The following is a 21,195-nucleotide window of genomic DNA, read 5'->3' as shown; positions in this document are numbered from 1 at the left end:
TCTGCTGTGGGGGTCGTGGAGTGGTGCGGACCGGCCGTCAGGCGCGGCCCGAGCGGGGACTGTGCCGGTGCGCGAGCGCTTCGTACGAGGCGGACAGCGCCGGGGCCGCGGTCTCGTAGGTGCGCTGCGCGACGCCGATGAACAGACAGTCGACGACGAGGAGCTGACTCGTACGACTGGACATCGCGGCGGGCCGCAGCTCGCTCTCGCGGGAGGTGGACGTGGTCAGGACCAGATCGGCGTACTGCGTGACCGCGCCGTCCGCCCGGCCGGTGATGGCGATGGTCGTCGCCCCCCGGTCGAACGCGGCCCGCAGCGGCTCGATGACGTCGTGCGTACTGCCCGAGTGCGTGATGGCCAGCGCCACGTCGCCCGGCTTGAGCTGTACGGCGTTGGTGACCGCCAGGTGCGGGTCGGCGTGCGCGTGCGCGATCAGGCCGATCCGCAGCAGCTTCTGCGCCAGGTCCTGGCCGACCAGCGCGGACGCGGCTATCCCGTAGATGTCGGTCCGCCGGGCGGCGGCCAACGCGGCGACGGCGGCCTCCAGTTGGCCCATGTCGAGCTGGGCGGCGGTGTCGGCGAGGGTCTGCTGCTCCTCCATGGCCAGCTTGGTGACCACGTCGGCGAGCGGGTCGTCGACGGCGATGTCGGCGGTGACGGCGGGCGGCGCCCCGGTGGCCTGCTGGGCGGCGAGCGCGGCCAGCGCCAGCCGCAGATCGCGGTAGCCGGGGTAGCCCAGCAGCCGGGCGGTGCGGACGACGGTCGCCTCGCTGGTGCCGGTACGCACCGCGAGCGCCGTGACGGTCAGATGGGCACAGCCCGCCGGATCACCCGCGACGGCTTCCGCGACCCGGTGCATGGACCGGGTCATCGACGGCGCGAGGGTGCGGACCTTGGCGGCGAGGGCCCCCGGGTCGGGGGGCGTGACGGGGAGGACGGGCGCGCCGGACACGCCGCGGAGGGCGCGGACGCTCGGGGAGAAAGTTTCCTTCACGCTATAGGTCACCTTCTGAAAGGTATTTTCAGAGACGGCCGTACGTCAAGGCACCCGACGATCACGGCGTCCGCGTCCGCCGGGCTTGCGACAATGGAGGGATGGAAGGTGAAACCGTGCTGCATGGTGCCCGCGCTCTCGTGCTGTCCGACCTCAGCGCCCGCGGTGTCGCGGAGGCCGATATCGTCTCGCTGGTCGAGGACGCCGTCAGCAAGCGCCGCTGGTGGCTGGAGCAGTGGCCGGACGGCGCGGAGTACATCCCCGGGCTGCTCGCCCAGGACGTCCAGGACGCCCTGCTCGAACGCTACGGGCGCTGGCCGCTGTGCCCGGACTGCGACGACCCGCACGCCCTGGCCGTCGAACCCGAGCTCGGCCCCGACCCGCACTGGGTCTGCGAGGCCCGCGGCGCCGTCGTCGCCCCCGTCGGCGCCCTGACCCCGGTGAACCCGGTATGACCCACGACACCGAGTCGGACCCCTCATGACCCTCTACATCGACCCGCCGACCTGGCCCGGCCACGGCCGCCACTGGTCCCACCTGGTCAGCGACGTCTCCTACGCCGAACTGCACGCCTTCGCCGCCCGCCTCGGCGCCCCGTCCCGCGCCTTCGAACGCGACCACTACGACATCCCCTCCGAGCGGTACGCCGACGCGGTCGCCCTCGGCGCGGTCGAGACCGGCAGCAAGGAGATCGTCCGCCTGCTGACCGCCGCGGGCCTGCGGCGGCGCAAATACGTCAGGCCGTGAGCAGGTCCGGCTCCGTCAGGCCGTGAGCAGCTCCAGCTCCGTCGTCAGATTGCGGCGGGCCGTGCGCTCCCACTGGTCCTTGCCGTAAGGGGTGCGGAACAGGGCGGGGAGGGCGAGGAGTTGGCGCAGGACGGCGGCGCGGCCGGCGCGGAAGGCGTCGTCGGGGACGAAGCCGTACTCGGAGCGGACGGCGGCGGCGTAGGCCGCGTAGGCGGCGGGGTCGCCGGCCAGGACGGCGAGGTCGGCGTCGCAGAGGACCTCGCCGTTGTGGTCGCCCTCGGCCGGGTCGTGGGTGACCGTCAGACGCACCAGGCGGGCGACCTCGGCGGTGCGGTCGGCGGCCACGCCCGCCTCGGGCAGGGCGCGTTCGGCGAGGTGGGCGCTGCGCTCCTCGTTCTCCGAGCGGTCGGGGCGGTAGACCGCGTCGTGGAACCAGGCGGCGAGGGCCACCGCGTCCGGATCGGCGGCGTACGCGGTCAGTTCGGTGGCGTGGTCCAGGACCGCCTGGAGATGGTCCAGCGTGTGGTAACGCCGCTGCGGTTCGGCCCAGCGGCCGAGCAGATCGGCGCCGTACGGCGCGGGGTCGGGGGCGGGCGCGTCGTCCGCTGTCGGCTCCTGGCAGCGGCGCAGCAGGTCGCACCACTCGGCGAGCAGGGCGTCGTAGCGGGGGTGAGGGGCGGCGGGCGTGAAGGACATGCCGGTAATTGTGCGCTACACGTCTCGCGCGGGAGTGACGCATGTGGCACCCTTGCTCATATGTCTAGACCAATCTTCGAGGTGATCGCCCTCGGCGCGGACGATGCCGTAGCGGCCCGGGACGGCGGCGCGGACCGCCTCGAACTGGTCACCGACATGGCCGCGGACGGGCTCACCCCCTCCCGCGCCACCTTCGGGGCGATCAGGGCGGCCGTCGACATCCCGCTGCGCGTCATGCTGCGGCTGTCCGACGGATTCAGCGCCGGTGACGCGCGCGACCTCGACGCCCTGTGCGCCGCCGCGCAGTCCCTGCGGTCCGAGGGCGCCGACGAGTTCGTCCTCGGCTTCCTCGACGACGGCGGGCGCGCCGACCTCGACGCCGTGCACGCGCTGGTCGACGTCATCGACGGCTGCCGCTGGACCTTCCACCGGGCCATCGACCGCGCCGCCGACCGCGACGCGCTCCGCCTCCAGCTCGCCGGGCTGCCGGGCCTCGACACATACCTCACCGCGGGCGCCGCGGACGGCGTGCCCGCCGGGCTCCCGGTGCTCTGCGACGAGGCCGCGCGCACCGGCGAGCCGGGGTACGAACCCCAGCTCCTCGTCGGCGGCGGCCTGCTCCTGGAGCATGTGCCGCACCTGCGCGGCGCCGGGCTCGACGGCTTCCACGTCGGCGGCGCCGTGCGCCCCGCGGGCTGGGCCTCCCCGGTCGACGTCCGCGCCGTCGCCCGCTGGCGCGCCGCCCTGGACACCCCGGTCCCGGTCTCCTGAGGCCGGGCGGTACGGCCGTCGCGCCGCCCCGGACGGTCCCGCCGGGCCGGGGCGCGTACCGGCGGTTGTCGTACCCCCGCGCCACAATGGAGCCATGAGCGTCATGGACCTGGACGAGCTGCGGCTCCTTCGGCGTGCCCGCGACCGTATGGACCGCGAGTACGCCCAGCCGCTCGACGTCCCGGCCCTGGCCCGGACCGCGCTGATGTCGACCGGCCACTTCAGCCGCCAGTTCCGCGCGGCGTACGGCGAGACCCCGTACTCCTACCTCATGACCCGCCGCATCGAGCGCGCCACCGCCCTCCTGCGGCGCGGCGACGTCAGCGTCACCGACGCCTGCTTCGCCGTCGGCTGCACCAGCCTCGGCTCCTTCTCCGCCCGCTTCACCCAGATCGTCGGCGAGACCCCCAGCGCCTACCGCGCCCGCGACCACAGCGACTTGGAGGTCGTCCCCGGCTGCCAGGTCATGCTGGTGACCCGCCCCCGCAAGACGGGCGGCGCCGCCGCGCGCTCGCCGCTGTGAGCCCGCGCCCGTCGCCTCCGATATCGGCCGCACAGGCCCTAGCATCGGCCGTATGACCGTTTCCATCAGTGCCGTGCACGTCTTCGTCGACGATCCCGACGCCGCCCTCGTCTTCTACCGGGACACCCTCGGTCTCACCGTGCGCAATGAGGTCGAGCACGACGGCTTCCGGTGGATCACGCTGACGACCAAGAGCCAGCCGGAGATCCAGATCGTGCTGTCGCAGCCGCACGCGGGGCGGTCGAAGGAGGACGGGGACACGCTGGCGGCGCTGCTGGCCAAGGGGGAACTGCGGCCGCTGCACTTCCGCAGCGACGACCTCGACGCGACGTTCGAGGCCGTCGCGGGGGCGGCGGGGGCCGAGGTGCTCCAGGAGCCCGCCAGCCAGCCGTGGGGGGTACGGGACGGCGCCGTACGGGATCCGGCGGGCAACTTCTTCCGCATCGAGCAGGCGTAGCGCGCAGCGGCGCGCCCGCCAGACGAGACCTTGCGGACGCGGCCTAGGCCGGGGCCAGGGCCTCGGGGAGCGGCGCGGTGTGCAGCACCGCGAGGCCGGAGACGGCGCGGGTGAGGCAGACGTACAGGCGTCGCAGGCCGGTGCGGACGTCGGGCTCGGCGGCCACGATGTCCGCGGGCTCGTCGAGCACGACGTAGTCGTACTCCAGGCCCTTGGCCAGGGACGCGGGCACCAGCGTGACGCGGGCCTCGGCGGAGGTCTCCTCACCGGGCGAGACGTACTGGATTCCGGCGGCGTCAAGTGCCGTGGCCAGTACGGGAATTCGCGGGTCGGCGGCGATCAGGCCGACGGACCCCTCGTGCCGGAGCGCCGTGTCGCAGGCCGCGAGCACGGCCGCGTCCAGCGCGCCGGCGGCGACGGCCCGTACCGACATCGTGCCGGCCGCCTCACGGACGGACGTGGCGGGCGCGAGGCCCGGCGCGATCTGCGGCAGCAGCCGCGTGGCGTACGCGATCACCTCGCGCGGCACACGGAAACCGGCCGTCAACTCCTCGACGCGGGCGTCCGGTTTGCCGAGATGGCCCAGCGCCTCGGCCCACGAGCCGGTGGCCCAGGGCGTGGTGCCCTGCGCGAGGTCGCCGAGCACGGTCGCGGACCCGGTCGAGCAGCGCCGCCCCACCGCGCGGTACTGCATCGGCGACAGGTCCTGCGCCTCGTCCAGCACCACATGCCCGAGCGACGACGTCCGCTGCACGAGGTCGTACGCCTCGTCGATCAACACCGCGTCGGCGGCTGACCACTTGGCCGACGCGAGCCCCCGCGCGGGCTTCGCCCACAGGATCGTCCGCTGCTCCTCGGCGTCCAGCACCCCGTCCGCCGCCTCGGCCAGGAACTCCGGGTCCGACAGCAGCCGCAGCACCGTCTTGGCCGGATCGACCGCGGGCCAGCACGCCTTGACGGCCGCCTTCACGGCGGGAGTTCGCGCCACCGCGTCCTGCACGCGGTCGTCCGGCGCCTCGCCCGAGCGCTCCATCTGTACGAGGACGACGTGCGCGATCCGCTGCGGCAGCGCGTCGTGCGCGGCGCCGTACCGGATGTCGCGGGCCGCCAACTCCTTGACGATCTCCTCCAGTTCGTACGCCGGGACCCGCCAGCGCCGCGAGCCGCGCACCACCATCACCGGCTCGGTGGGCATCCGGATGCCGGACCGCACCGCCCGTCGCAGCACCTCCGCCATCCGCGCGTCGCCCTTGACCGTGGCCGCCGCCGCCGAGTCGGTGCCGCGCACCTCGACATGGGCCACCAGGTCGTCCACGGTGGCCTGCTTGACCTGCAACTCGCCCAGCGCGGGCAGCACTTGCTCGATGTACTGGAGGAAGGACCGGTTCGGCCCGATCACCAGCGTGCCGGTCCGCGCCAGCCGCTCGCGGTGCGCGTAGAGCAGATACGCGACCCGGTGCAGGCCGACGGCGGTCTTCCCGGTGCCGGGCGCGCCCTGCACGCAGACGCTGCCGGTGATGTCGGCGCGGACGATCTCGTCCTGCTCGGGCTGGATGGTGGCGACGATGTCGCGCATGGGGCCGACGCGGGGCCGTTCGATCTCGCTCTGGAGCAGCTTGCTCGACGTCCCCGGATCCGCCGCGCCCTCCGGCGGGTCGGTGAGGTACTCGTCCTCGTACGCGGTCAGGTCCCCGCCGGTGTAGCCGAACCTGCGGCGCAGCCGTACGTCCATCGGCTTGCGGCGCGACGCCTGGTAGAAGGGCTGCGAGACCGGCGCGCGCCAGTCGATCACCATCGGGTCGCCGTCCGCGTCGTGCACATGGCGGCGGCCGATGTAGAACTGCTCGCCGGTCGCGCCCTCGGCCAGTTCCGTGCCGGGCGCGTGCAGGTAGTCCAGGCGGCCGAAGAAGAGCGGGGTGTCGGCGAGGTCGGAGAGCGCCTTGATGCGGTCGTCGATCTCGGCGGCGAGGATCTTGGCGTTGACCCAGTTTCCCGTCACGTCCGTGATGTCGAGCGACTCCACGTCGTGCCGCATGGCGCGCAGCGCGGTACGGGACGAGGCGAGGTGGGAGCGTTCCCTGCCGAGCGGGTCGGGGGAGTGGTCGGTGCGGTCCTGCGGGCTGGGGCTGCTGCCCTGGGTCGGGACGTGCGAGGGCACGGCTTTGCCTCCGGCTGATACGAGTGCGTACGCGAGGGGTCGTCGGCGAGGCGACGAGCCGACCGGTTTCCGTCCGGCCGGCGGCACTCCCGTGGGGAGGCGGCAAGACCGGCGATCATACGCGTCCGCGCGGGGAGCCGCGAATGAATTTCGCCCCCCGTTCGACCTGCGGTCGGACGGGGCGGGGGCGGGGCTCGGGCCGGGCGGGGACGCGGCGCGGGCGGGGCCTGGGCGGGGTGCGGGCGGCGCGGCGGCGCGGGGGATCGGGGCCCGGGGGAGCCGCAGGTCGTAGGGCCTCAGGGTGACCCTGATACCCGGGTCAGGGTCCGGTGTCAGACCAGAGTCGGACACGGAGCGTGCGAGTTAAGCCCTGAGCCCGACGTAGGCCGTATGCCTGATTTCGTACGGTGGATTCATGACCACCACCACCGTTGCCCCAGGTCCCACCGTCCACGGCGGCACCGCTCTCGGTGCCCGCCCCGATCACCCCCGCCACCTGCTGGGAAGCACGCTGCGCGCGGTCCGTGTCTTCGCCGTCACGGCCGTCGAAGTGGTGCTGCTCGGCAACGAGGGCAAGCGCCACTGAGCGGCGGCCCCGCGCCGCGTTGACGATCACCGGCGGGCAGGTCCACTACTGTCGCCGCGGTGACCGCTCCCGCGCTCGGCCCGGCGCCCCCCGCCGACCGTCCCGCCGACCCTCGCCGTCCCCGTAGCGCCCGCTGTCCCGGCACCACCGCGCTGGCGCTCGCCGCGCTCGCGCTCTCCCTCGCCCTCTTCGCTGCCTGGTGGCTCCGCCGCCCGGTCCCGATGGCCGACCTTCAGGTCTACCGCGCCGAAGGCGCCGCCGTACTCGGCGGCCGGGACCTGTACGGATTCCGCGTCACACGCTGGCGGCTGCCCGCCACGTATCCGCCCTTCGCGGCCCTGCTCTTCACCCCGGTCGCCCGGCTCCCGCTGTCGGCCGCCCGCGCGGCCTGCGTCGCCGCCAATCTGGCCCTGCTGGCCGCCCTCGTCCGCCTCTCCCTGCGGCTGGCCGCGGACACCGGGACCGCCGCCGCCGACGCCGTACGGTCCCGGCGGTACGCGGCGCCCGTCCTGCTCGGCACCGCGGGCGCGCTCTGGCTCGAACCCGTCTTCCAGACGGTGGTCTTCGGGCAGATCAACCTCGCCGTCGCCGTCCTCGTCCTGTGGGACCTCACCCGCCCCGAGGGCGCGCGCGGCAAGGGTTTCGCGCTGGGCCTCGCGGCGGGCGTCAAGATCACGCCCGCGCTGCTGGCCGTGCACCTCGCGCTCACCGGCCGCCGCCGGGAGGCGGCCCGCGCCGCCGCCGGATTCGCCGCGAGCGCGGCGCTCGGGCTCGCCGTCCTGCCCGGCGCCTCGCTGGACTTCTGGACCGCCCGGCTCTACGAGACCGACCGGGTCGGCGAGGTCTGGATCGTCGACAACCAGTCCCTCCAGGGTCTGCTCGCCCGTGTCCTGCACACCCCGGCCCCCGGCCTGCTCTGGGCCGCGTCCGCCCTGGTCACCGCCGCCGCGGGACTCGCCGTCGCCGCCCGCGCCCACCGCGGCGGCCGGCCCGCGCTCGGCCTGCTCTGCGCGGCCGTCACCGCGCTGCTGGTCTCGCCGGTGAGCTGGTCCCACCACTGGGTCTGGTGCGTGCCCCTCCTGGCGTTCCTGGCCACGCGCCTGTCCGCGGAGGGCCCGGGCCCAGGCAGCGGGCCTGGCCCCGGCTCCCGTACGGCACGGTCGCGCGGCCCGCGCGCCGCCGTCCTGCTCGGCCGCCGCGCCGCGTTCCTCGGGTGCGCCGCCGTCTTCTACGGCCGCAGCATGTGGCTCGTGCCGCACCAGGGCGACCGCGACCTGCGCTTCTCCTGGTGGGAACAGCCCCTCGCCGCCCCCTACCCCCTGCTCGGCCTCGCCCTGCTGGCCGGAACCGCCCTGAGTACCCGCCCACGCCGACCTGAGTACGACGCCGGATCCGGCCCGGCCGTCCGGTCCGTTGAATGGATGACATGACCAACAGCCGCCCGTACGTCCCGCAGGACCCGTACGGCCCGCCGCAGCCGCACGAGTGGCAGCACGGCGCGGGCGCCCGTCCGCAGGTCCGGCAGAGCCCCGCCTACGGCCCCGCCCCCGTCATGCCTCCCTTCGTGCCCCGCTTCAGGCCGCCGGACCACGACAGCCACGCCTACGTCGCCCCGCTGATCGCCACCGTCCTCGGCGGCCCGGTCATCGCCTTCTGCGGCCTGATCGCGATGTTCTCCCCGATGGCGACGGACTCCTGCACGCCGAACGGCTGCCAGGCGCTGACCACCATGCTCCTGGTCGCCCCCGCCGTCCTCCTGCTCGCCGTCGTCGCGCTCGTCGTGTCCTGGGCCCTCCCCTGGCGCCTGCGCCACCGCACGACCCGCGCCGTCGCCTCCCTCGCCGCCCCGCTCCTCGCCGTCACCACCCTCCTGATCTACTTCCACCTCCCCGCCGCCGGCTGAGCCCCGTCGTCATGACGCCGGGCCCGCACGGCAGCGGTCGCAGTCGCCTCCGCGGACTTCCGCCCGCCGCCTGGATCTACGGCGGCGGCCACCGGACTCCGTTTGCCGCCAAGCGGTTCCGATGCCGCGCGAGTCTGAGCCGCGCGATGCCGAGCCCGATCAGGTACACGGCGAAGAAAGCCAGCCATACGCCCGCGCCGACGAGGACGTGACGCACGGTGTATCCGGGAAACAAGAGGACGACCGCTATGACGACGAGCAGCACCAGGATGTTCTTCCGCACCCGTCGGCCGTAGCGCAGGCACGCGTCGACGACCATCCGCGAATGGATCAGGCGCACCTCACCCGCCGCCGACTTCGCGGGCCGCAGTCCGCGTCCCTCGACCATCCCCGGCAGCGGACCGCCCCCGGCCGGGTCGGGATACCGGGCCGCGGTCCGCGCGGCCAGATCCCCCGACTCCGGGCTCCGCCGGAAGGTCATCAGCGGCTGGTTCATCGAACGGCTGCCGGGCGCCGGGCCCGCGTACCGGTAGCCGAACTGCTCGGCCACATAGGCGTAGGCGGCGAGTTTCCTCAGGCCCGGAGAGGTGAGCCGCACCTCGTACTGGTCGCGTCCTGTGGCGACGGCGTCCCTCAGCGCGGTGAGCGCAGTCCCGTGTGGCATGAAGCGCTGCTCACCGCCCTCTCCCCGGCTGTCGGACGCCGTGTCCGCGCATACGGAGATCCCCTTCGTGGCCTTGGAGATCGGAAACGGTCTAGGCCGTCTCGCCTTCCAGGAGGCCGTCGGCGTCGATGATGCGATAGGCGTAGCCCTGTTCGGCGAGGAAGCGCTGGCGGTGGGCGGCGAAGTCCTGGTCGATGGTGTCGCGGGCGACGACGGAGTAGAAGCGGGCCTCGTGGCCGTCGGCCTTGGGGCGCAGGACGCGGCCGAGGCGCTGGGCCTCCTCCTGGCGGGAGCCGAAGGTGCCGGAGACCTGGATGGCGACGGTGGCCTCGGGGAGGTCGATGGAGAAGTTGGCGACCTTGGAGACGACCAGGACGGAGATCTCGCCGTTGCGGAAGGCGCCGAAGAGCTTCTCGCGCTGGGCGTTGGTGGTCTCGCCCTTGATGACGGGGGCGTTGAGGTGCTCGCCCAACTCGTCGAGCTGGTCGATGTACTGGCCGATGACGAGGGTCTGCTGCCCCTTGTGCTGGGCGACCAGGGCCTCGGTGACGCGCCGCTTGGTGGCGGTCGTGGCGCAGTAGCGGTACTTCTCCTCGGGCTCGGCGGTCGCGTAGGCGAGCCGCTCGGAGTCGGTGAGGTTGACGCGGACCTCGACGCAGTCGGCGGGCGCGATGTAGCCCTGCGCCTCGATCTCCTTCCAGGGCGCGTCGAACCGCTTCGGGCCGATGAGGGAGAAGACGTCGGACTCGCGGCCGTCCTCGCGCACCAGCGTCGCGGTCAGGCCGAGCCGCCGCCGGGCCTGGAGGTCGGCGGTGAACTTGAAGACCGGCGCGGGCAGCAGGTGCACCTCGTCGTAGAGGATCAGGCCCCAGTCGCGGGAGTCGAACAGCTCCAGGTGCGCGTAGACGCCCTTCCGCTTGGTCGTCAGCACCTGGTACGTGGCGATGGTGACCGGCCGGATCTCCTTGCGGGTGCCGCTGTACTCGCCGATCTCCTCCTCGGTCAGCGACGTCCGCTTGATCAGCTCGCTCTTCCACTGCCGCGCCGAGACGGTGTTCGTCACCAGGATCAGCGTGGTCGCCTTGGCCTCGGCCATCGCGCCCGCGCCGACCAGCGTCTTGCCCGCGCCGCAGGGCAGCACGACGACACCGGAGCCGCCGTGCCAGAAGTTCTCCACGGCCTGCCGTTGGTACGGCCGCAGCGCCCAGCCGGTCTCGTCCAGCTCGATCGGGTGCGCCTCGCCGTCCACGTAACCGGCGAAGTCCTCGGCAGGCCAGCCGAGCTTGAGCAGCACCTGCTTGATCTGGCCGCGCTCGGAGGGGTGCACCAGCACCGTGTCCGGGTCGATCCGGGCGCCCACCAGCGGCTGGATCTTCTTCGAGCGCAGGATCTCCTCGAGGACCGGGCGGTCGGTGCTGGTCAGCACCAGGCCGTGGGTGGGGTGCTTGCTCAGCCGCAGCCGCCCGTAGCGGTCCATCGTCTCGGCCACGTCGACCAGCAGCGCGTGCGGCACCGGATAGCGCGAGTACTCGACCAGCGCGTCCACCACCTGCTCGGCGTCGTGGCCCGCCGCCCGCGCGTTCCACAGGCCGAGCGGGGTCAGCCGGTAGGTGTGGATGTGCTCGGGGGCGCGCTCCAGCTCCGCGAAGGGCGCGATGGCCCGGCGGCAGGCGTCCGCCTGCTCGTGATCGACCTCCAGGAGGAGCGTTTTGTCGCTCTGCACGATGAGACAGGACACGCATTACCTCCGCTGACGGGACCGAACAGAGAATTGTACTGCGAATGGCGGTCAAGACCGCGTGTCGCGGTTCACCCCGATGGCGGCCAACCCTGCGCGCAACCGTTCGCCATCCGAGCGAAGCTGCGCCGATCGCGTACGTGGCGACCGGCGCGTCGCACCCGACCTGCTGTTATCTGCCCGCTATGGACAACCCACTGTCTCCTCCCCCCGCGCTTCCCCCCGCAGACCCGCGTGAGCGGGGGAAGCTGCGGGCCGTAGCGGCCTCCACAGCCGTCGTCGGCGCCGCGGTCATGGCCGCGGCCGGGCTGCTGCTCCCCGGTTCGGCGGCCGGCGCGGCCCCGAGCCCGGCGGACGGGCCCTCGTACAGCGATACGGGATGGTCGTCCGCCCCCGACACCGGGTGGCCGTCGCCCAGCGAGAGCACGTCGTGCCCGCCGACGACCCCGCCGTACTCGTCACCGCCCACGACGCCTCCCACGACGCCTCCGACCTCGCCTCCCACGTCCCCGCCCACCACGCCGCCGACGACGGGCTGGACGACGCCGCCGACGACGCCGCCCACCTCGCCTCCGACCACGCCCCCCACGACCCCGCCCACGACGGGCTGGACGACGCCGCCCACCTCGCCTCCGACCACGCCTCCCACGACGCCCCCGACCTCCCCGCCGACCACGCCCCCCACCTCACCTCCGACGACACCCCCCACCACTCCGCCCACGACGGGCTGGACGACGCCCCCCACCACTCCGCCCACGACGGGCTGGACGACGCCCCCGACCTCCCCGCCCACGTCCCCTCCGACCTCGCCCCCCGGACACCTCCCGCACACCGGTGCGGAGACCGAGTGGCTGGCCGTCGCGGCGGCCGGAGCGCTGGGAGCGGGCGGGCTGCTCGTCGCGGCGACGCGACGCAGGGGCCGCCACGGCTGAAGTCCCCTGCCGCCCAAGGAGATCGGCCGTCCGAGTCGTCGTGTGCGGACGGCGTACGGCGGCCGGTCGCGGGTATGCGCCGCCATGACGGTGCCTATCCGAGGGGGGCAAGGGTTCATGGCGGTGAGGATGGCGCTGTTCCGCACGGCGCCGAAGGAACCGAAGGACGGGCCGAAGGCGAAGGCGCCGAAGGCCACGACGGACCCGGCCCCCACGGCGAAGTCCGCGGCCAAGCCCGCACGCACCCCCGTACGCAAGGCCGCCCAGCCGCGTACCAGCGCCCAGGCCAGGACCCGTCAGAAGGCACCGGCGAAAGCACCCGCGAAGACGGCAGCGACGGCACGGACGACGGCTCGGGACACGGCGCCCGCCCGGACCTGGCCCTGGACGAAGGCCGCGCCCCCGGCCGCCGAGGCCGGTCCGAAGGCGACCCCGCAGCCCGAGCCGAGGCCCACGCTGAAGTCCAGGTTCGGGCCGAAGCCCAAGGCCGCGCCCGTCGTCGAGCCCGAGCCGGTCGAGGAGCCGTACGTCCCCCTGCTGCAACGCCGTTCGTGGGGCGCGACGCTCGCCCGCGTGGTGGTGCTCGCGGCGGCGATCGTCGGGATGGTGGCCTTCGCGGTGGCGCTGGCGAAGGTCACGCTGGTGCCGTCACCGGCGTCCGTCTCGCTGATCCACTCCAACCTGCATCCGGGCCACTCGATCAGGGCCTACCTCAACGGGCCGAGCACGCGCGACGCGGTGAAGCAGATCGGCGGGAACATCCTGCTCGGCGTGCCCTTCGGAATCCTGCTGCCGATGCTGTTCCCGAAGGCGCGCGGCCTGCTCAGGGTGGGCGTGCTGACCGGTCTGGTGATGCTGACGGTGGAGACCACCCAGGGCGTCATCATCGTGGGCCGGTCCTTCGACATCGACGACGTCATCCTCAACACCGCGGGCGCCCTCATCGGCTACCTGCTGCTGGGCCTGCGCCTCGGCCGCGCCCTCTACCCGCGCCGCCACCACTGGTGGCAGCGCAGGCGCCCGGACAGCGGACCGCGCCAGGACGGGCGCCGCGACGGACGCCGGGACGTCCGGCGGGGCCTGCGGCAGGAAGGGATCGCGCGGCCGGAAGGGACCGTGCGGGCGCGCGTCAGGCCGGGTCGTCGGCCAGCTCCGAAACGCCCGTGACCCGGTGCAGCGCGAAGGTGCGCACCTCGTCCACGGTGTGGTCGTACGCCGTCACATAGCCGCCCTCGACCCGTACCGGCGCGATCACCCGCTGACTCGCCGCGCCGTCCGCGTTGACGTAACCGATCCACAGCGACTCGCCGCTCAGCACCGCCGCCTGCATGGTGGCGAGCGTGTCGGCCGCTGGCGTACGGGGCAGGCCGCCGTCCGCGCTCCCGGCGGCGGTCGAGGACACCGCGGAGTCCGGCGAGCGGCGCACGGCGGTCGAGGCGCGGTCGCCCGCGCGGACCGCCTTCACCGCGGCCCCCAGCAGCGCCTCCGCGGGCACCGGCGGCCCGTCCGTGACGGGCGTGGGCGGCGTACGCGGCGGGGTGCGGCGGGCGTCGGCGCGGGTGATCAGCACATCGCCGTCCGCGGACTCGGCGGCGGGCGCCAGGCCCATCGCGCGCAATTTGTCGAGCAGCACGGCCGGTTCGGACTGGGCCGCGAGCACCGTCGGCGCCAGGCGGCGCAGCCCGAGGCCCGACGCGCGCCGGTCGGCGAGCAGTTCGGTCAGCAGCGCGTCGTCGTCGCAGCGCAGATACGCCGACGCGGCCCCCACCCGCAGCGTGCCGTGCCTGCGCGCCACGTCGTCGATCAGGTAACTCAGCGGCTGCGGCACCGGCGTGCGCGAGTGCGAGGTCAGGAAGTCCTGGAGCTCCGCCGCCGTGCGCCCGGCGTCCAGGGCGCGCCGTACCGACTCCGGTGTGAAGCGGTAGACCGTCGCGCCGCCCTTGGACTCGATGTCGGCCAGCACCCCGAGCGTCTCGGCGAGCGGCGCCATCAGCGGCCCCGGCGCGACCGCCGTCAGGTCGGCCTGGAGCAGCACGTGGTCCAGCGGCTCGGGCAGCAGCGGCGCGAGCAGCCCGGCCGCGGCACCGGCCGCCGCGGCGGACTCCGCCGCCGTGCGGGTCCCCGCGCCGCCCAGCAGCGGCCTGGCGTGCGCGGCGAGCGCCCCGCGCCCGGTCAGGCCCAGATTCTCGGCGTCCTGGAGCGTCCAGCGCAGCAGGTCGGCGCGGAGCGCGTCCGCGCCGGGCCGCAAGGGCCGTTCCCAGCGCAGCCGGGCCAGCAATTCGTCGGGGGCCGCTGCCGAGCCCGGCGGCAGATCGGCGAGGACGCGCAGCGCGCGGCGGCGCACCCGGGGCGCGAGCGACCGGTCGAGGTCGGGGCCGAGCGCCGACAGCGCGCGGCCCTTGGCGTCCTTGCTGCCGACCACGCCCGGCGTCCGCGTCGCCGTCAGCCAGGCGCTGGCCAGCGTCGCCCACCGCTCCTGCGCGGGCAGCAGCAGCCACTCGTCGGCCGCGGGCGTCGGCGCGTACGCCTCGTCCAGCTCGCCGTCCGTCGCGATCAGCCCGGCCGCGTAGGCCAGCTCCAGCCAGAAGGCGGCCTGCGCCTCGGTCAGGTCGAGCGCGGTCGCGGTCCGCTTGAGGTCGCGGACGCTGATGCCGCCCGCGCGCAGGACCGAAGGACCGCCGGTCTGCCACTCCTTCAGCAGCTCGCCGACCGTGCTGACGGCCGTGAACGCCTGCCCCGCCGCCGTCATGTCCACGGTCCGCTCGGTACGCGGCACCGGCGCGACGGCGGGCGGCAGCGGCTCCGGCGTACGGTGCGCCCGGCCGCCGCGCAGGCTCAGCGCGGCCTCGCGCGGCAGCAGCACATTGTGCTGGCCCGCGGGCAGCAGCAGGCCGCGGGCGAGCAGCCACTGCACGGGCGTCACCGCGTCCGCGGCCCGCACCGGCACGGTCGCGTCCCGTACCTCGCCGTACGGCGGCCCCCACACCAGCCGGTCGAGCACCTTGCGCGCGTCCCCGTCCGGCGCGGTGTCCAGCAGCGCCGCCGTGCGGTCGCGGTCCGCGAAGAGTCCGGCCAGCGCGGTGACCGCGCTCATCGGGTCGTGCGTCGGATCGAGCCCGGCGTCCGCCAGGATCTCCTGGAGCCGGGAGGGCGACATGCCCGAGGTCGCCTCGCTCACCGAGGGCCCGAGGCCGGTCGCGGACGGCACGGTGGCGGCGGGCGCCAGCACGTCCCGCGCGGTGCGCACCAGCCGCAGCCGGTCGTCGGGGCCCCACAGCAGCGCCCGCGCCCGCAGGACGTCCACGGCGCGCGGCAGCGCGGCGGTCACCGCGGCCACCAGCTCCGCGTCCAGCGGCTCCGCGTGCCCGGTGCCCTCGGGGCCGCCCGTCATCAGCGTGAGCAGCGTCCCGTACGAGCACGGGTCCCGCGTCACCGACAGGGCCTCGGCGACCTGCTGCGTGAAGCGGTCCAGGTGCTCCAGCGCGCGGACCACCGACGTACGGGTGGAGGCGCGGGTCGCGAGCTGCGTCAGGTCGTTCGGTACGGGGCTCAGCAGGTCCGGCCGGGCGCGCAGCAGCCGCCCCAGCGCCTCGTCGTCACGTGCGCGCAGGTCCTCCGCGAGCGTGCGCGGGACAGATCCTTGCCCTCCGGTCGTCATCCGTTCCACATTAGCCCCCCTCGTCGCGGCGGCCATGGATGGCGGCCGCGGATGAGGACAGCGGTGACGGCGGACGGGTACGGTCGGTGCAGGGTCGGACACGGGCGCGGACAAAGGGGCTTGGCGGTGGGTGTCGAGAGCGACCAGATGGTGTTCGACTACCTCAGCCGGATCGGCGACCTCGCGCAGACCGCGCTGCCCGCCTCCCAGCGCATGCGGCTGGTCGCGCAGCTCCGCACCGACATCGACCGGGAGCGCAAGGACAGCGACAACCCGGCGACCGTCCGCCGCATCCTGGGCCGGATCGGCAGCCCGGACGCCGTCGTGGAGGCCGCGGCAGGCGGCTCCGGCGACGCCTCGTCCGGCGCCGCCGCCCCCGAGGTCCCGGCCCCGCCCTCGTCCCCGTCCGCGCCCGCCGGGGGCCCCTACGGCCCGTACGGCGTGCCGTCGATGCGGAAGACGGCGGGCAGGGACGGTACGGAGAAGGCCGACGGCGGCAAGGGCGGCGGCGGCAGGGGCGCGGGGAAGAAGGACGACTGGTGGGACCGGGACGAGCGCCGCGACGGTCACCTCAGGGCCGGTGACGAACTCACGGGCCTGCCCGGTATGACCGGCGGCGTCTTCATCCCCTTCGACGACGAGGATCTGGACGACGACGGTGAGACCCGGGCCAGGGTCAGGCCCGGGGCGCCGCGTGCGCCGGTCGAGGAAGAGGCCGAGGAGGAGGCCGCGTACGAGGAGGAGGTCGCCGCCCGTCCGCGCCGCCGCTGGCTGCCGCGCCGCCGCGCCGCCCGTACCGTCACCTGGGGCAGCCCGCTGCTCCTGCTCGCCGCCGCCCTTCTCGTCGCGGGCGCCGTCATCGGCTCCTGGATTCCCCTCGGCCTCGGCTGGCTCGCCGGTTATCTCTCCCGCCAACTCACCCGACGCCAGGCCAAATTCGGCATCCTCGGGATTCCCGGGGCCGCCGCCCTCGGGCTCGTCGTCTGGGTCTGGGGGCGCGACACCGGCAAATGGGGCGATCCCATCGCCCAGGGGCAGATGGGCCACGCCTTCCAGGACGCCTATCCCTTCGCGGTCCGCGTCGCCGCCGTTGGCTCCGCCCTCTACCTGATCCTCCGCGCCCGCCGCCGCGCCTAGGGCTCCGCCCCGGTACGGCCCCCCTCGCGAAGGCCGGTTCTCCCCGGGGCGCGGCCCCGATCGCCCCCTTTGCGCCGGGCGGCGGCCCGATCTTTCAGGGGCGCGGCCCCAGGCGGTCCCTTTCCGCTGGGCGGCGGGCCGATCTTTTAGGGGCGCGGGGAACTGCGCGCTCAGCCACGATGCTCCCGCAGGTCACCACCGGCCCCAGAGGGGCAATTCGGTGGTGTCCCGACCACCGGCCGGTGGGGGCGGGCCGCGCAGTTCCTCCCCCAGCTACCGCTGGGAGGTGCCCCCAGCGCCCCTTCGGGGGCACGATCCGCCGTGCGGACAGCGCGCCGCCGCGACGGCTGGTCGCGCAGTTCCCCGCGCCCCCTACGGGGACGAAAATCGGGTTGACCCGGCAGGGGAGAATGGAGGGCGTGACCAGCGACCTCAGCCCCGTACCGCCCCGGCCCACCCTCACGGTGGGCTTCGACCTCGACATGACCCTCATCGACTCCCGCCCGGGGATCAAGGCCGTGTACGACCGGCTCTCGGCGGAAACCGGCGTGTGGATCGACTCGGAGCTGGCGGTCACGCGGCTGGGCCCGCCGCTGGACGACGAGCTGGCGAACTGGTTCCCCGCGGAGCGCGTGGCCGAGATCGGCGATCTGTACCGGGCGCTGTATCCGGACCACGCCATCGCGCCGACGCCCGCGATGCGCGGTGCGGCGGAGGCGGTCGCGGCGGTGCGGGCGGGCGGCGGGCGGCCGGTGGTGGTGACGGCGAAGTACGGGCCCAACGCGGAACTGCACCTGGCGCACGTCGGGATCGAGGCCGAGGTGCGCGGCTGGCTGTGGGCGGAGCAGAAGGCGCAGGCGCTGATCGAGTACGGCGCGAGCGTGTACGTCGGCGACCACGTCGGGGACGTGCGCGGCGCGCGGAAGGCGGGCGCGCTGTCGGTGGCGGTGGCCACGGGCCCGTGCGACGCGGCGGAACTGCGGGCGGCCGGAGCCGATGTCGTCCTGGACGATCTCACCGAATTTCCGGCCTGGTTCGCGGCCCACACGTCCGCGGCTGCCTGAGCGCACCGGGGACGGCGCAAGCCGCCGCCGGCTTCGGCGGGAGAGCCCGGCGGCCGGTTCAGGAACCGGCCGCGCCCCGCTCCCGTGAGGTCTGCCGCTGCGCGAGGGCCGACCGCAGCAGCCCGCACAGCGCCACCGCCATACCCACGCCCATCAGCATGGACACGAAATACGCGGGCGTCGGCAGCGTATGCGTGCCGAGCAACAGCGGCGCGACGGTGACGAGAGTGCCGACCGCGCCCACGAGGAAGACGATCGCGCCGACACGGACCAGGAGGTCACCGGCGCCCATGGTTTGTTTGCTCACCGGACAAGGGTAGATCCGTTCAGGGGGCGGTCGAACGGCCGGGGAACGGGACCTTGGCGTCTTGTCACACAGCACCAGGCCATTAGCCTTGGTGCCAGCGGGTCTCCGATGGACCCGCTGAAGTCTTATTCAGAGTCGTTTCGAGCAATGAGGACGAGGTCGGACGTGCCTACCGGCAAAGTCAAGTGGTTCAACAGCGAGAAGGGCTTCGGCTTTCTCTCCCGCGATGACGGCGGCGACGTCTTCGTGCACTCGTCGGTGCTGCCTGACGGAGTCGCTGCGCTCAAGCCCGGCCAACGCGTGGAATTCGGCGTCGTCGCAGGACAGCGCGGTGATCAGGCGCTTTCGGTGACACTTCTGGATCCCGCTCCCTCGGTGGCGGCGGCACAGCGCCGTAAACCCGATGAGCTGCTGCCGATCGTCCAGGACCTCACCACGCTGCTCGAAGACGTCGCGCGTTCCCTCCAGCGCGGCCGGTATCCCGACAAGGCGCACGGACACAAGATCGCTTCCGTACTGCGCGTTGTCGCCGATCAGCTCGACGTATGAGTCCGCTATGACGTAGGGAAGTCGACCGTTTTTAGCGCCGCTTTGCCGGAAGCCCGCCTTCCGGTAAAGCGGCGAAGTGCCGAAGTACGCAAGTGCCGAAGTGCGCAAGTGCGCAACGGGCACGGTGAATTCCGGCCACCCGACGAAAATCTCGGTCAGAATGCGAGCGCGTCGGGGGCGAGCGGCGGCACCAGTCCCTCGGCGGCGGCCCGCGTCAACAGTCCGCGTACGGCGGCGTATCCGTCCTCGCCGAGATCGGCGGTGAACTCGTTGACGTACAGCCCGATGTGCTGGTCCGCGACCGCGGGGTCCATCTCCTGCGAGTTCTCCAGCACGTAGTCGCGCGACGGCTCCGGGTCGTCCCACGCCATCCGCACCGACGTACGGGCCGACTCGGCGAGCGCGTGCAGCCGCTCCTTGCCGAGCGAGCGCTTGGCGATGATCGCGCCCAGCGGGATCGGCAGCCCGGTCGTCGCCTCCCAGTGCTCGCCCATGTCCGCGAGCTTGTGCAGGCCGTAGTTCCGGTACGTGAAGCGCGCCTCGTGGATCACCAGACCGGCGTCCACCCGGCCGTCCCGTACCGCGGGCATGATCTCGTGGAACGGCAGCACCACGATCGCCCCGACCCCGCCCGGCACCTCGGTCGCCGCCCAGAGCCGGAACAGCAGATACGCCGTCGACCGCTCGCTGGGCACCGCGACCGTCTTGCCCGCCAGGTCCGCGCCCGGCTCCCGGGTCAGCACCAGCGGCCCGCAGCCGCGCCCCAGCGCCCCGCCGCACGGCAGCAGCGCGTACTCGTCCAGCACCCACGGCAGCACCGCGTACGACACCTTCAGCACGTCGAACTCGCCGCGCTCGGCCATCCCGTTGGTGATGTCGATGTCCGCGAAGGTCACGTCGAGCGGCGGCGCCTGCGGCACCAGGCCGTGCGCCCACGCGTGGAAGACGAAGGTGTCGTTGGGACAGGGGGAGTACGCGATCCGCAGCGCGGCGTCGTGCGGCGCCCCGGCCGGGCCCGTGTTCGCGGTGTCAGTCGTCATGTGTGGCTTCAACCTCCAAGGCGGCCGGGAGCTTCCCGAACGCCACCGTCAGGGCCGCCAGCGCGTCGCCGATCCGCCACGCCTCGCGGTCACGGGGGCCGACGGCGTTCGACACCGCGCGGATCTCCAGCATCGGCACGTCGTGCGCCGCGGCGGCCTCCGCCACCCCGAAGCCCTCCATCGCCTCCGCGACGGCGCCCGGGTGACGGCCGCTCAGCTCCGCGGCCCGCTCCCCGCTGCCGGTGACCGTGCTCACGGTCAGCAGCGGGCCGTACGCCGCGCCCAGCGCCCGCGCCACGCCCCGGCTCAGCCGCGCGGGCGGCCGGTGCTCAGAGGTGCCGAAACCCAGCTCCACGACCGGTACGAAGCCCTCGTCGGTCTGCGCGCCCAGGTCCGCCGCCACGACCGTCTCCGCGACCGTCACATGGCCCACGGGCGCGACCGGCGCGAAACCGCCCGCGATCCCGGCGCAGACCACCAGGCCGTACGGAGCGCCCGCCGCCTCGGCCAGCGCCAGCGCGGTCGCGGTGCCCGCCGCCGCTGCCGCCGGACCCACACCGGCGGCGATCACGTCCGCCGTCACGGCGGGCGGTGGCGCCGCGCTCAGCCCGGCCTCGACGGCCGCGCGTTCGGCGTCCACCGCGGTCACGACGAGGAGCCTGCCATAAGGCGCGGGCGCGGGACCGGGTTCCGGGCCGGGCGCGGGACCGGCGGCGCGGTCGGGTGTCACTTGCCGCGGACGAGCTTGATCTTCCAGATGCCGTACGTCTTGCGGCCCGTCAGGTCGCCGGACTCCACGATGTTCAAGGTGACTTCCTTGACCTGCGTGGACTGGCCGGTCTGCTGGTCCTGCACGGTGAACAGGGTGCCGCTGTCGAGCGTCCAGTACGTCTGGTTCTTGAGCAGTTCCTGCGTGACGAGCTGGGTGCCGTTGGCGAGCAGCCAGCCCTTCTTCGCCAGCTTCGGGTCGACGCCGATGCGTACCTGGTCGCCCAGGCCGACCGTGAGGTGGTGCTTGGGGGCGGCCGTCAGACACGCCTCGAAGATCGCCTGGGGGAGCAGCTTGCCGTGGGCGTAGCACTTGTCCACGGCTTCCGCGGTCACGGACCGGGTGCCCACGGTCACGGTTGCCAGGGGGGTCGGCTTGTCGCAGGCGGTCAGGGCGACGAGCCCGAGGGAGACGGCACCGATGGTGGTGGCAGCGCGGCGAATGCTCATGGCAGGAGGCTACCGGGCTGTTGCCCCCAGGCTGCGCGGGGGTGGGACGTGTC

23 protein-coding genes and 1 pseudogene are annotated in these 21,195 nt (G+C 74.0%); 13 read left to right on the top strand and 11 right to left on the bottom strand.

Features of this window, described 5'->3' with window-relative positions:
• Nucleotides 1-37: 37 nt before the first annotated feature.
• On the bottom strand, nucleotides 38-1,006 hold the full coding sequence (locus ACIO6U_RS08095; protein WP_391043062.1) for an SIS domain-containing protein: 969 nt from the start codon (nucleotides 1,004-1,006) through the stop codon (nucleotides 38-40).
• Nucleotides 1,007-1,095: 89 nt separating this feature from the next.
• Here ACIO6U_RS08095 and ACIO6U_RS08090 point away from each other — a divergent pair, with 89 nt between their 5' ends.
• Together ACIO6U_RS08090 and ACIO6U_RS08085 are read left to right on the top strand one after the other, a co-directional pair.
• A complete protein-coding gene (locus tag ACIO6U_RS08090) occupies nucleotides 1,096-1,449 on the top strand; it encodes a hypothetical protein (RefSeq protein ID WP_391043064.1) in 354 nt (117 codons plus the stop codon).
• Between the two features lie 25 nt (nucleotides 1,450-1,474).
• Nucleotides 1,475-1,741, top strand: a complete 267-nt coding sequence (locus tag ACIO6U_RS08085) for a DUF4031 domain-containing protein (RefSeq protein ID WP_355337366.1) — start codon at nucleotides 1,475-1,477, stop codon at nucleotides 1,739-1,741.
• Nucleotides 1,742-1,756: 15 nt separating this feature from the next.
• Here the strand turns inward: ACIO6U_RS08085 and ACIO6U_RS08080 are convergent, their stop codons facing one another.
• Nucleotides 1,757-2,437 (bottom strand): hypothetical protein, encoded by a 681-nt coding sequence (locus tag ACIO6U_RS08080; protein ID WP_355337369.1) that lies wholly within the window; start codon nucleotides 2,435-2,437, stop codon nucleotides 1,757-1,759.
• A 60-nt stretch (nucleotides 2,438-2,497) separates the two neighbouring features.
• Between ACIO6U_RS08080 and ACIO6U_RS08075 the strand changes: the two genes are divergently transcribed.
• From ACIO6U_RS08075 to ACIO6U_RS08065, 3 genes are all read left to right on the top strand, one after another.
• Complete coding sequence (locus tag ACIO6U_RS08075) at nucleotides 2,498-3,208, top strand: copper homeostasis protein CutC (protein WP_391043066.1); 711 nt, start codon at nucleotides 2,498-2,500, stop codon at nucleotides 3,206-3,208.
• A gap of 103 nt (nucleotides 3,209-3,311) precedes the next feature.
• Complete coding sequence (locus tag ACIO6U_RS08070; protein WP_391043567.1) at nucleotides 3,312-3,731, top strand: helix-turn-helix domain-containing protein; 420 nt, start codon at nucleotides 3,312-3,314, stop codon at nucleotides 3,729-3,731.
• A gap of 52 nt (nucleotides 3,732-3,783) precedes the next feature.
• On the top strand, nucleotides 3,784-4,188 hold the full coding sequence (locus tag ACIO6U_RS08065) for a VOC family protein (RefSeq protein WP_188285367.1): 405 nt from the start codon (nucleotides 3,784-3,786) through the stop codon (nucleotides 4,186-4,188).
• 43 nt (nucleotides 4,189-4,231) lie between these two features.
• Here ACIO6U_RS08065 and ACIO6U_RS08060 read toward each other — a convergent pair whose 3' ends face one another.
• Nucleotides 4,232-6,346 carry a HelD family protein gene (locus ACIO6U_RS08060; protein WP_401716586.1) on the bottom strand — a complete coding sequence of 705 codons (2,115 nt, stop codon included), beginning with the start codon at nucleotides 6,344-6,346 and terminating at the stop codon, nucleotides 4,232-4,234.
• Between the two features lie 415 nt (nucleotides 6,347-6,761).
• Here ACIO6U_RS08060 and ACIO6U_RS08055 point away from each other — a divergent pair, with 415 nt between their 5' ends.
• From ACIO6U_RS08055 to ACIO6U_RS08045, 3 genes are read left to right on the top strand one after another with little or no spacing between them, the layout of a single operon-like run.
• Complete coding sequence (locus tag ACIO6U_RS08055; protein WP_391162493.1) at nucleotides 6,762-6,932, top strand: hypothetical protein; 171 nt, start codon at nucleotides 6,762-6,764, stop codon at nucleotides 6,930-6,932.
• A 59-nt stretch (nucleotides 6,933-6,991) separates the two neighbouring features.
• A complete protein-coding gene (locus ACIO6U_RS08050) occupies nucleotides 6,992-8,362 on the top strand; it encodes a glycosyltransferase 87 family protein (protein ID WP_401716583.1) in 1,371 nt (456 codons plus the stop codon).
• Nucleotides 8,359-8,835 carry a hypothetical protein gene (locus tag ACIO6U_RS08045; RefSeq protein WP_355337386.1) on the top strand — a complete coding sequence of 159 codons (477 nt, stop codon included), beginning with the start codon at nucleotides 8,359-8,361 and terminating at the stop codon, nucleotides 8,833-8,835. Before ACIO6U_RS08050 ends, ACIO6U_RS08045 begins: the two co-directional genes overlap by 4 nt.
• 76 nt (nucleotides 8,836-8,911) lie before the next feature.
• On the opposite strand, the gene ACIO6U_RS08040 is transcribed toward ACIO6U_RS08045, so the two are convergent.
• The 3 genes from ACIO6U_RS08040 to ACIO6U_RS08030 form a co-directional block, all read right to left on the bottom strand.
• Complete coding sequence (locus ACIO6U_RS08040) at nucleotides 8,912-9,499, bottom strand: hypothetical protein (protein ID WP_401716580.1); 588 nt, start codon at nucleotides 9,497-9,499, stop codon at nucleotides 8,912-8,914.
• Nucleotides 9,500-9,590: 91 nt separating this feature from the next.
• On the bottom strand, nucleotides 9,591-11,237 hold the full coding sequence (locus ACIO6U_RS08035) for a DNA repair helicase XPB (protein WP_355337392.1): 1,647 nt from the start codon (nucleotides 11,235-11,237) through the stop codon (nucleotides 9,591-9,593).
• Between the two features lie 172 nt (nucleotides 11,238-11,409).
• Nucleotides 11,410-12,030: a hypothetical protein gene (locus ACIO6U_RS08030; RefSeq protein ID WP_401717196.1), complete on the bottom strand. Its 621-nt coding sequence runs from the start codon at nucleotides 12,028-12,030 to the stop codon at nucleotides 11,410-11,412.
• A 19-nt stretch (nucleotides 12,031-12,049) separates the two neighbouring features.
• Here ACIO6U_RS08030 and ACIO6U_RS08025 point away from each other — a divergent pair.
• A pseudogene (locus ACIO6U_RS08025) lies at nucleotides 12,050-12,169 on the top strand (LPXTG cell wall anchor domain-containing protein); the annotation flags it as partial.
• A gap of 117 nt (nucleotides 12,170-12,286) precedes the next feature.
• Nucleotides 12,287-13,336 (top strand): VanZ family protein, encoded by a 1,050-nt coding sequence (locus ACIO6U_RS08020; RefSeq protein WP_401716577.1) that lies wholly within the window; start codon nucleotides 12,287-12,289, stop codon nucleotides 13,334-13,336.
• Here the strand turns inward: ACIO6U_RS08020 and ACIO6U_RS08015 are convergent.
• Nucleotides 13,299-15,827, bottom strand: a complete 2,529-nt coding sequence (locus ACIO6U_RS08015; RefSeq protein WP_401716575.1) for a helicase-associated domain-containing protein — start codon at nucleotides 15,825-15,827, stop codon at nucleotides 13,299-13,301. The genes ACIO6U_RS08020 and ACIO6U_RS08015 overlap by 38 nt on opposite strands.
• Nucleotides 15,828-15,953: 126 nt before the next feature.
• Between ACIO6U_RS08015 and ACIO6U_RS08010 the strand changes: the two genes are divergently transcribed.
• Both ACIO6U_RS08010 and ACIO6U_RS08005 read left to right on the top strand, forming a co-directional pair.
• On the top strand, nucleotides 15,954-16,964 hold the full coding sequence (locus ACIO6U_RS08010; RefSeq protein ID WP_401716572.1) for a hypothetical protein: 1,011 nt from the start codon (nucleotides 15,954-15,956) through the stop codon (nucleotides 16,962-16,964).
• Nucleotides 16,965-17,374: 410 nt separating this feature from the next.
• Nucleotides 17,375-18,028 (top strand): haloacid dehalogenase-like hydrolase, encoded by a 654-nt coding sequence (locus tag ACIO6U_RS08005; protein WP_391043085.1) that lies wholly within the window; start codon nucleotides 17,375-17,377, stop codon nucleotides 18,026-18,028.
• Between the two features lie 58 nt (nucleotides 18,029-18,086).
• Here ACIO6U_RS08005 and ACIO6U_RS08000 read toward each other — a convergent pair whose 3' ends face one another.
• Nucleotides 18,087-18,335: a hypothetical protein gene (locus ACIO6U_RS08000; RefSeq protein WP_355337403.1), complete on the bottom strand. Its 249-nt coding sequence runs from the start codon at nucleotides 18,333-18,335 to the stop codon at nucleotides 18,087-18,089.
• A 165-nt stretch (nucleotides 18,336-18,500) separates the two neighbouring features.
• Here ACIO6U_RS08000 and ACIO6U_RS07995 point away from each other — a divergent pair, with 165 nt between their 5' ends.
• Nucleotides 18,501-18,884: a cold-shock protein gene (locus tag ACIO6U_RS07995; RefSeq protein WP_033173507.1), complete on the top strand. Its 384-nt coding sequence runs from the start codon at nucleotides 18,501-18,503 to the stop codon at nucleotides 18,882-18,884.
• A gap of 155 nt (nucleotides 18,885-19,039) precedes the next feature.
• Here the strand turns inward: ACIO6U_RS07995 and ACIO6U_RS07990 are convergent, their stop codons facing one another.
• From ACIO6U_RS07990 to ACIO6U_RS07980, 3 genes are all read right to left on the bottom strand, one after another.
• Nucleotides 19,040-19,924 carry a 1,4-dihydroxy-6-naphthoate synthase gene (locus tag ACIO6U_RS07990; protein ID WP_355337408.1) on the bottom strand — a complete coding sequence of 295 codons (885 nt, stop codon included), beginning with the start codon at nucleotides 19,922-19,924 and terminating at the stop codon, nucleotides 19,040-19,042.
• Complete coding sequence (locus ACIO6U_RS07985) at nucleotides 19,914-20,573, bottom strand: futalosine hydrolase (RefSeq protein WP_401716568.1); 660 nt, start codon at nucleotides 20,571-20,573, stop codon at nucleotides 19,914-19,916. The genes ACIO6U_RS07990 and ACIO6U_RS07985 overlap by 11 nt, the downstream gene beginning before the upstream one ends.
• A gap of 77 nt (nucleotides 20,574-20,650) precedes the next feature.
• Nucleotides 20,651-21,142 carry a hypothetical protein gene (locus tag ACIO6U_RS07980; RefSeq protein ID WP_355337414.1) on the bottom strand — a complete coding sequence of 164 codons (492 nt, stop codon included), beginning with the start codon at nucleotides 21,140-21,142 and terminating at the stop codon, nucleotides 20,651-20,653.
• Between the last annotated feature and the right edge of the window lie 53 nt (nucleotides 21,143-21,195).

The organism is Streptomyces sp. NPDC087422 (assembly GCF_044744145.1).
Lineage (GTDB): Bacteria > Actinomycetota > Actinomycetes > Streptomycetales > Streptomycetaceae > Actinacidiphila.
The sequence above is the reverse complement of the archived record's forward strand: the minus strand, read 5'-3'. Positions and strand labels throughout refer to the sequence as shown.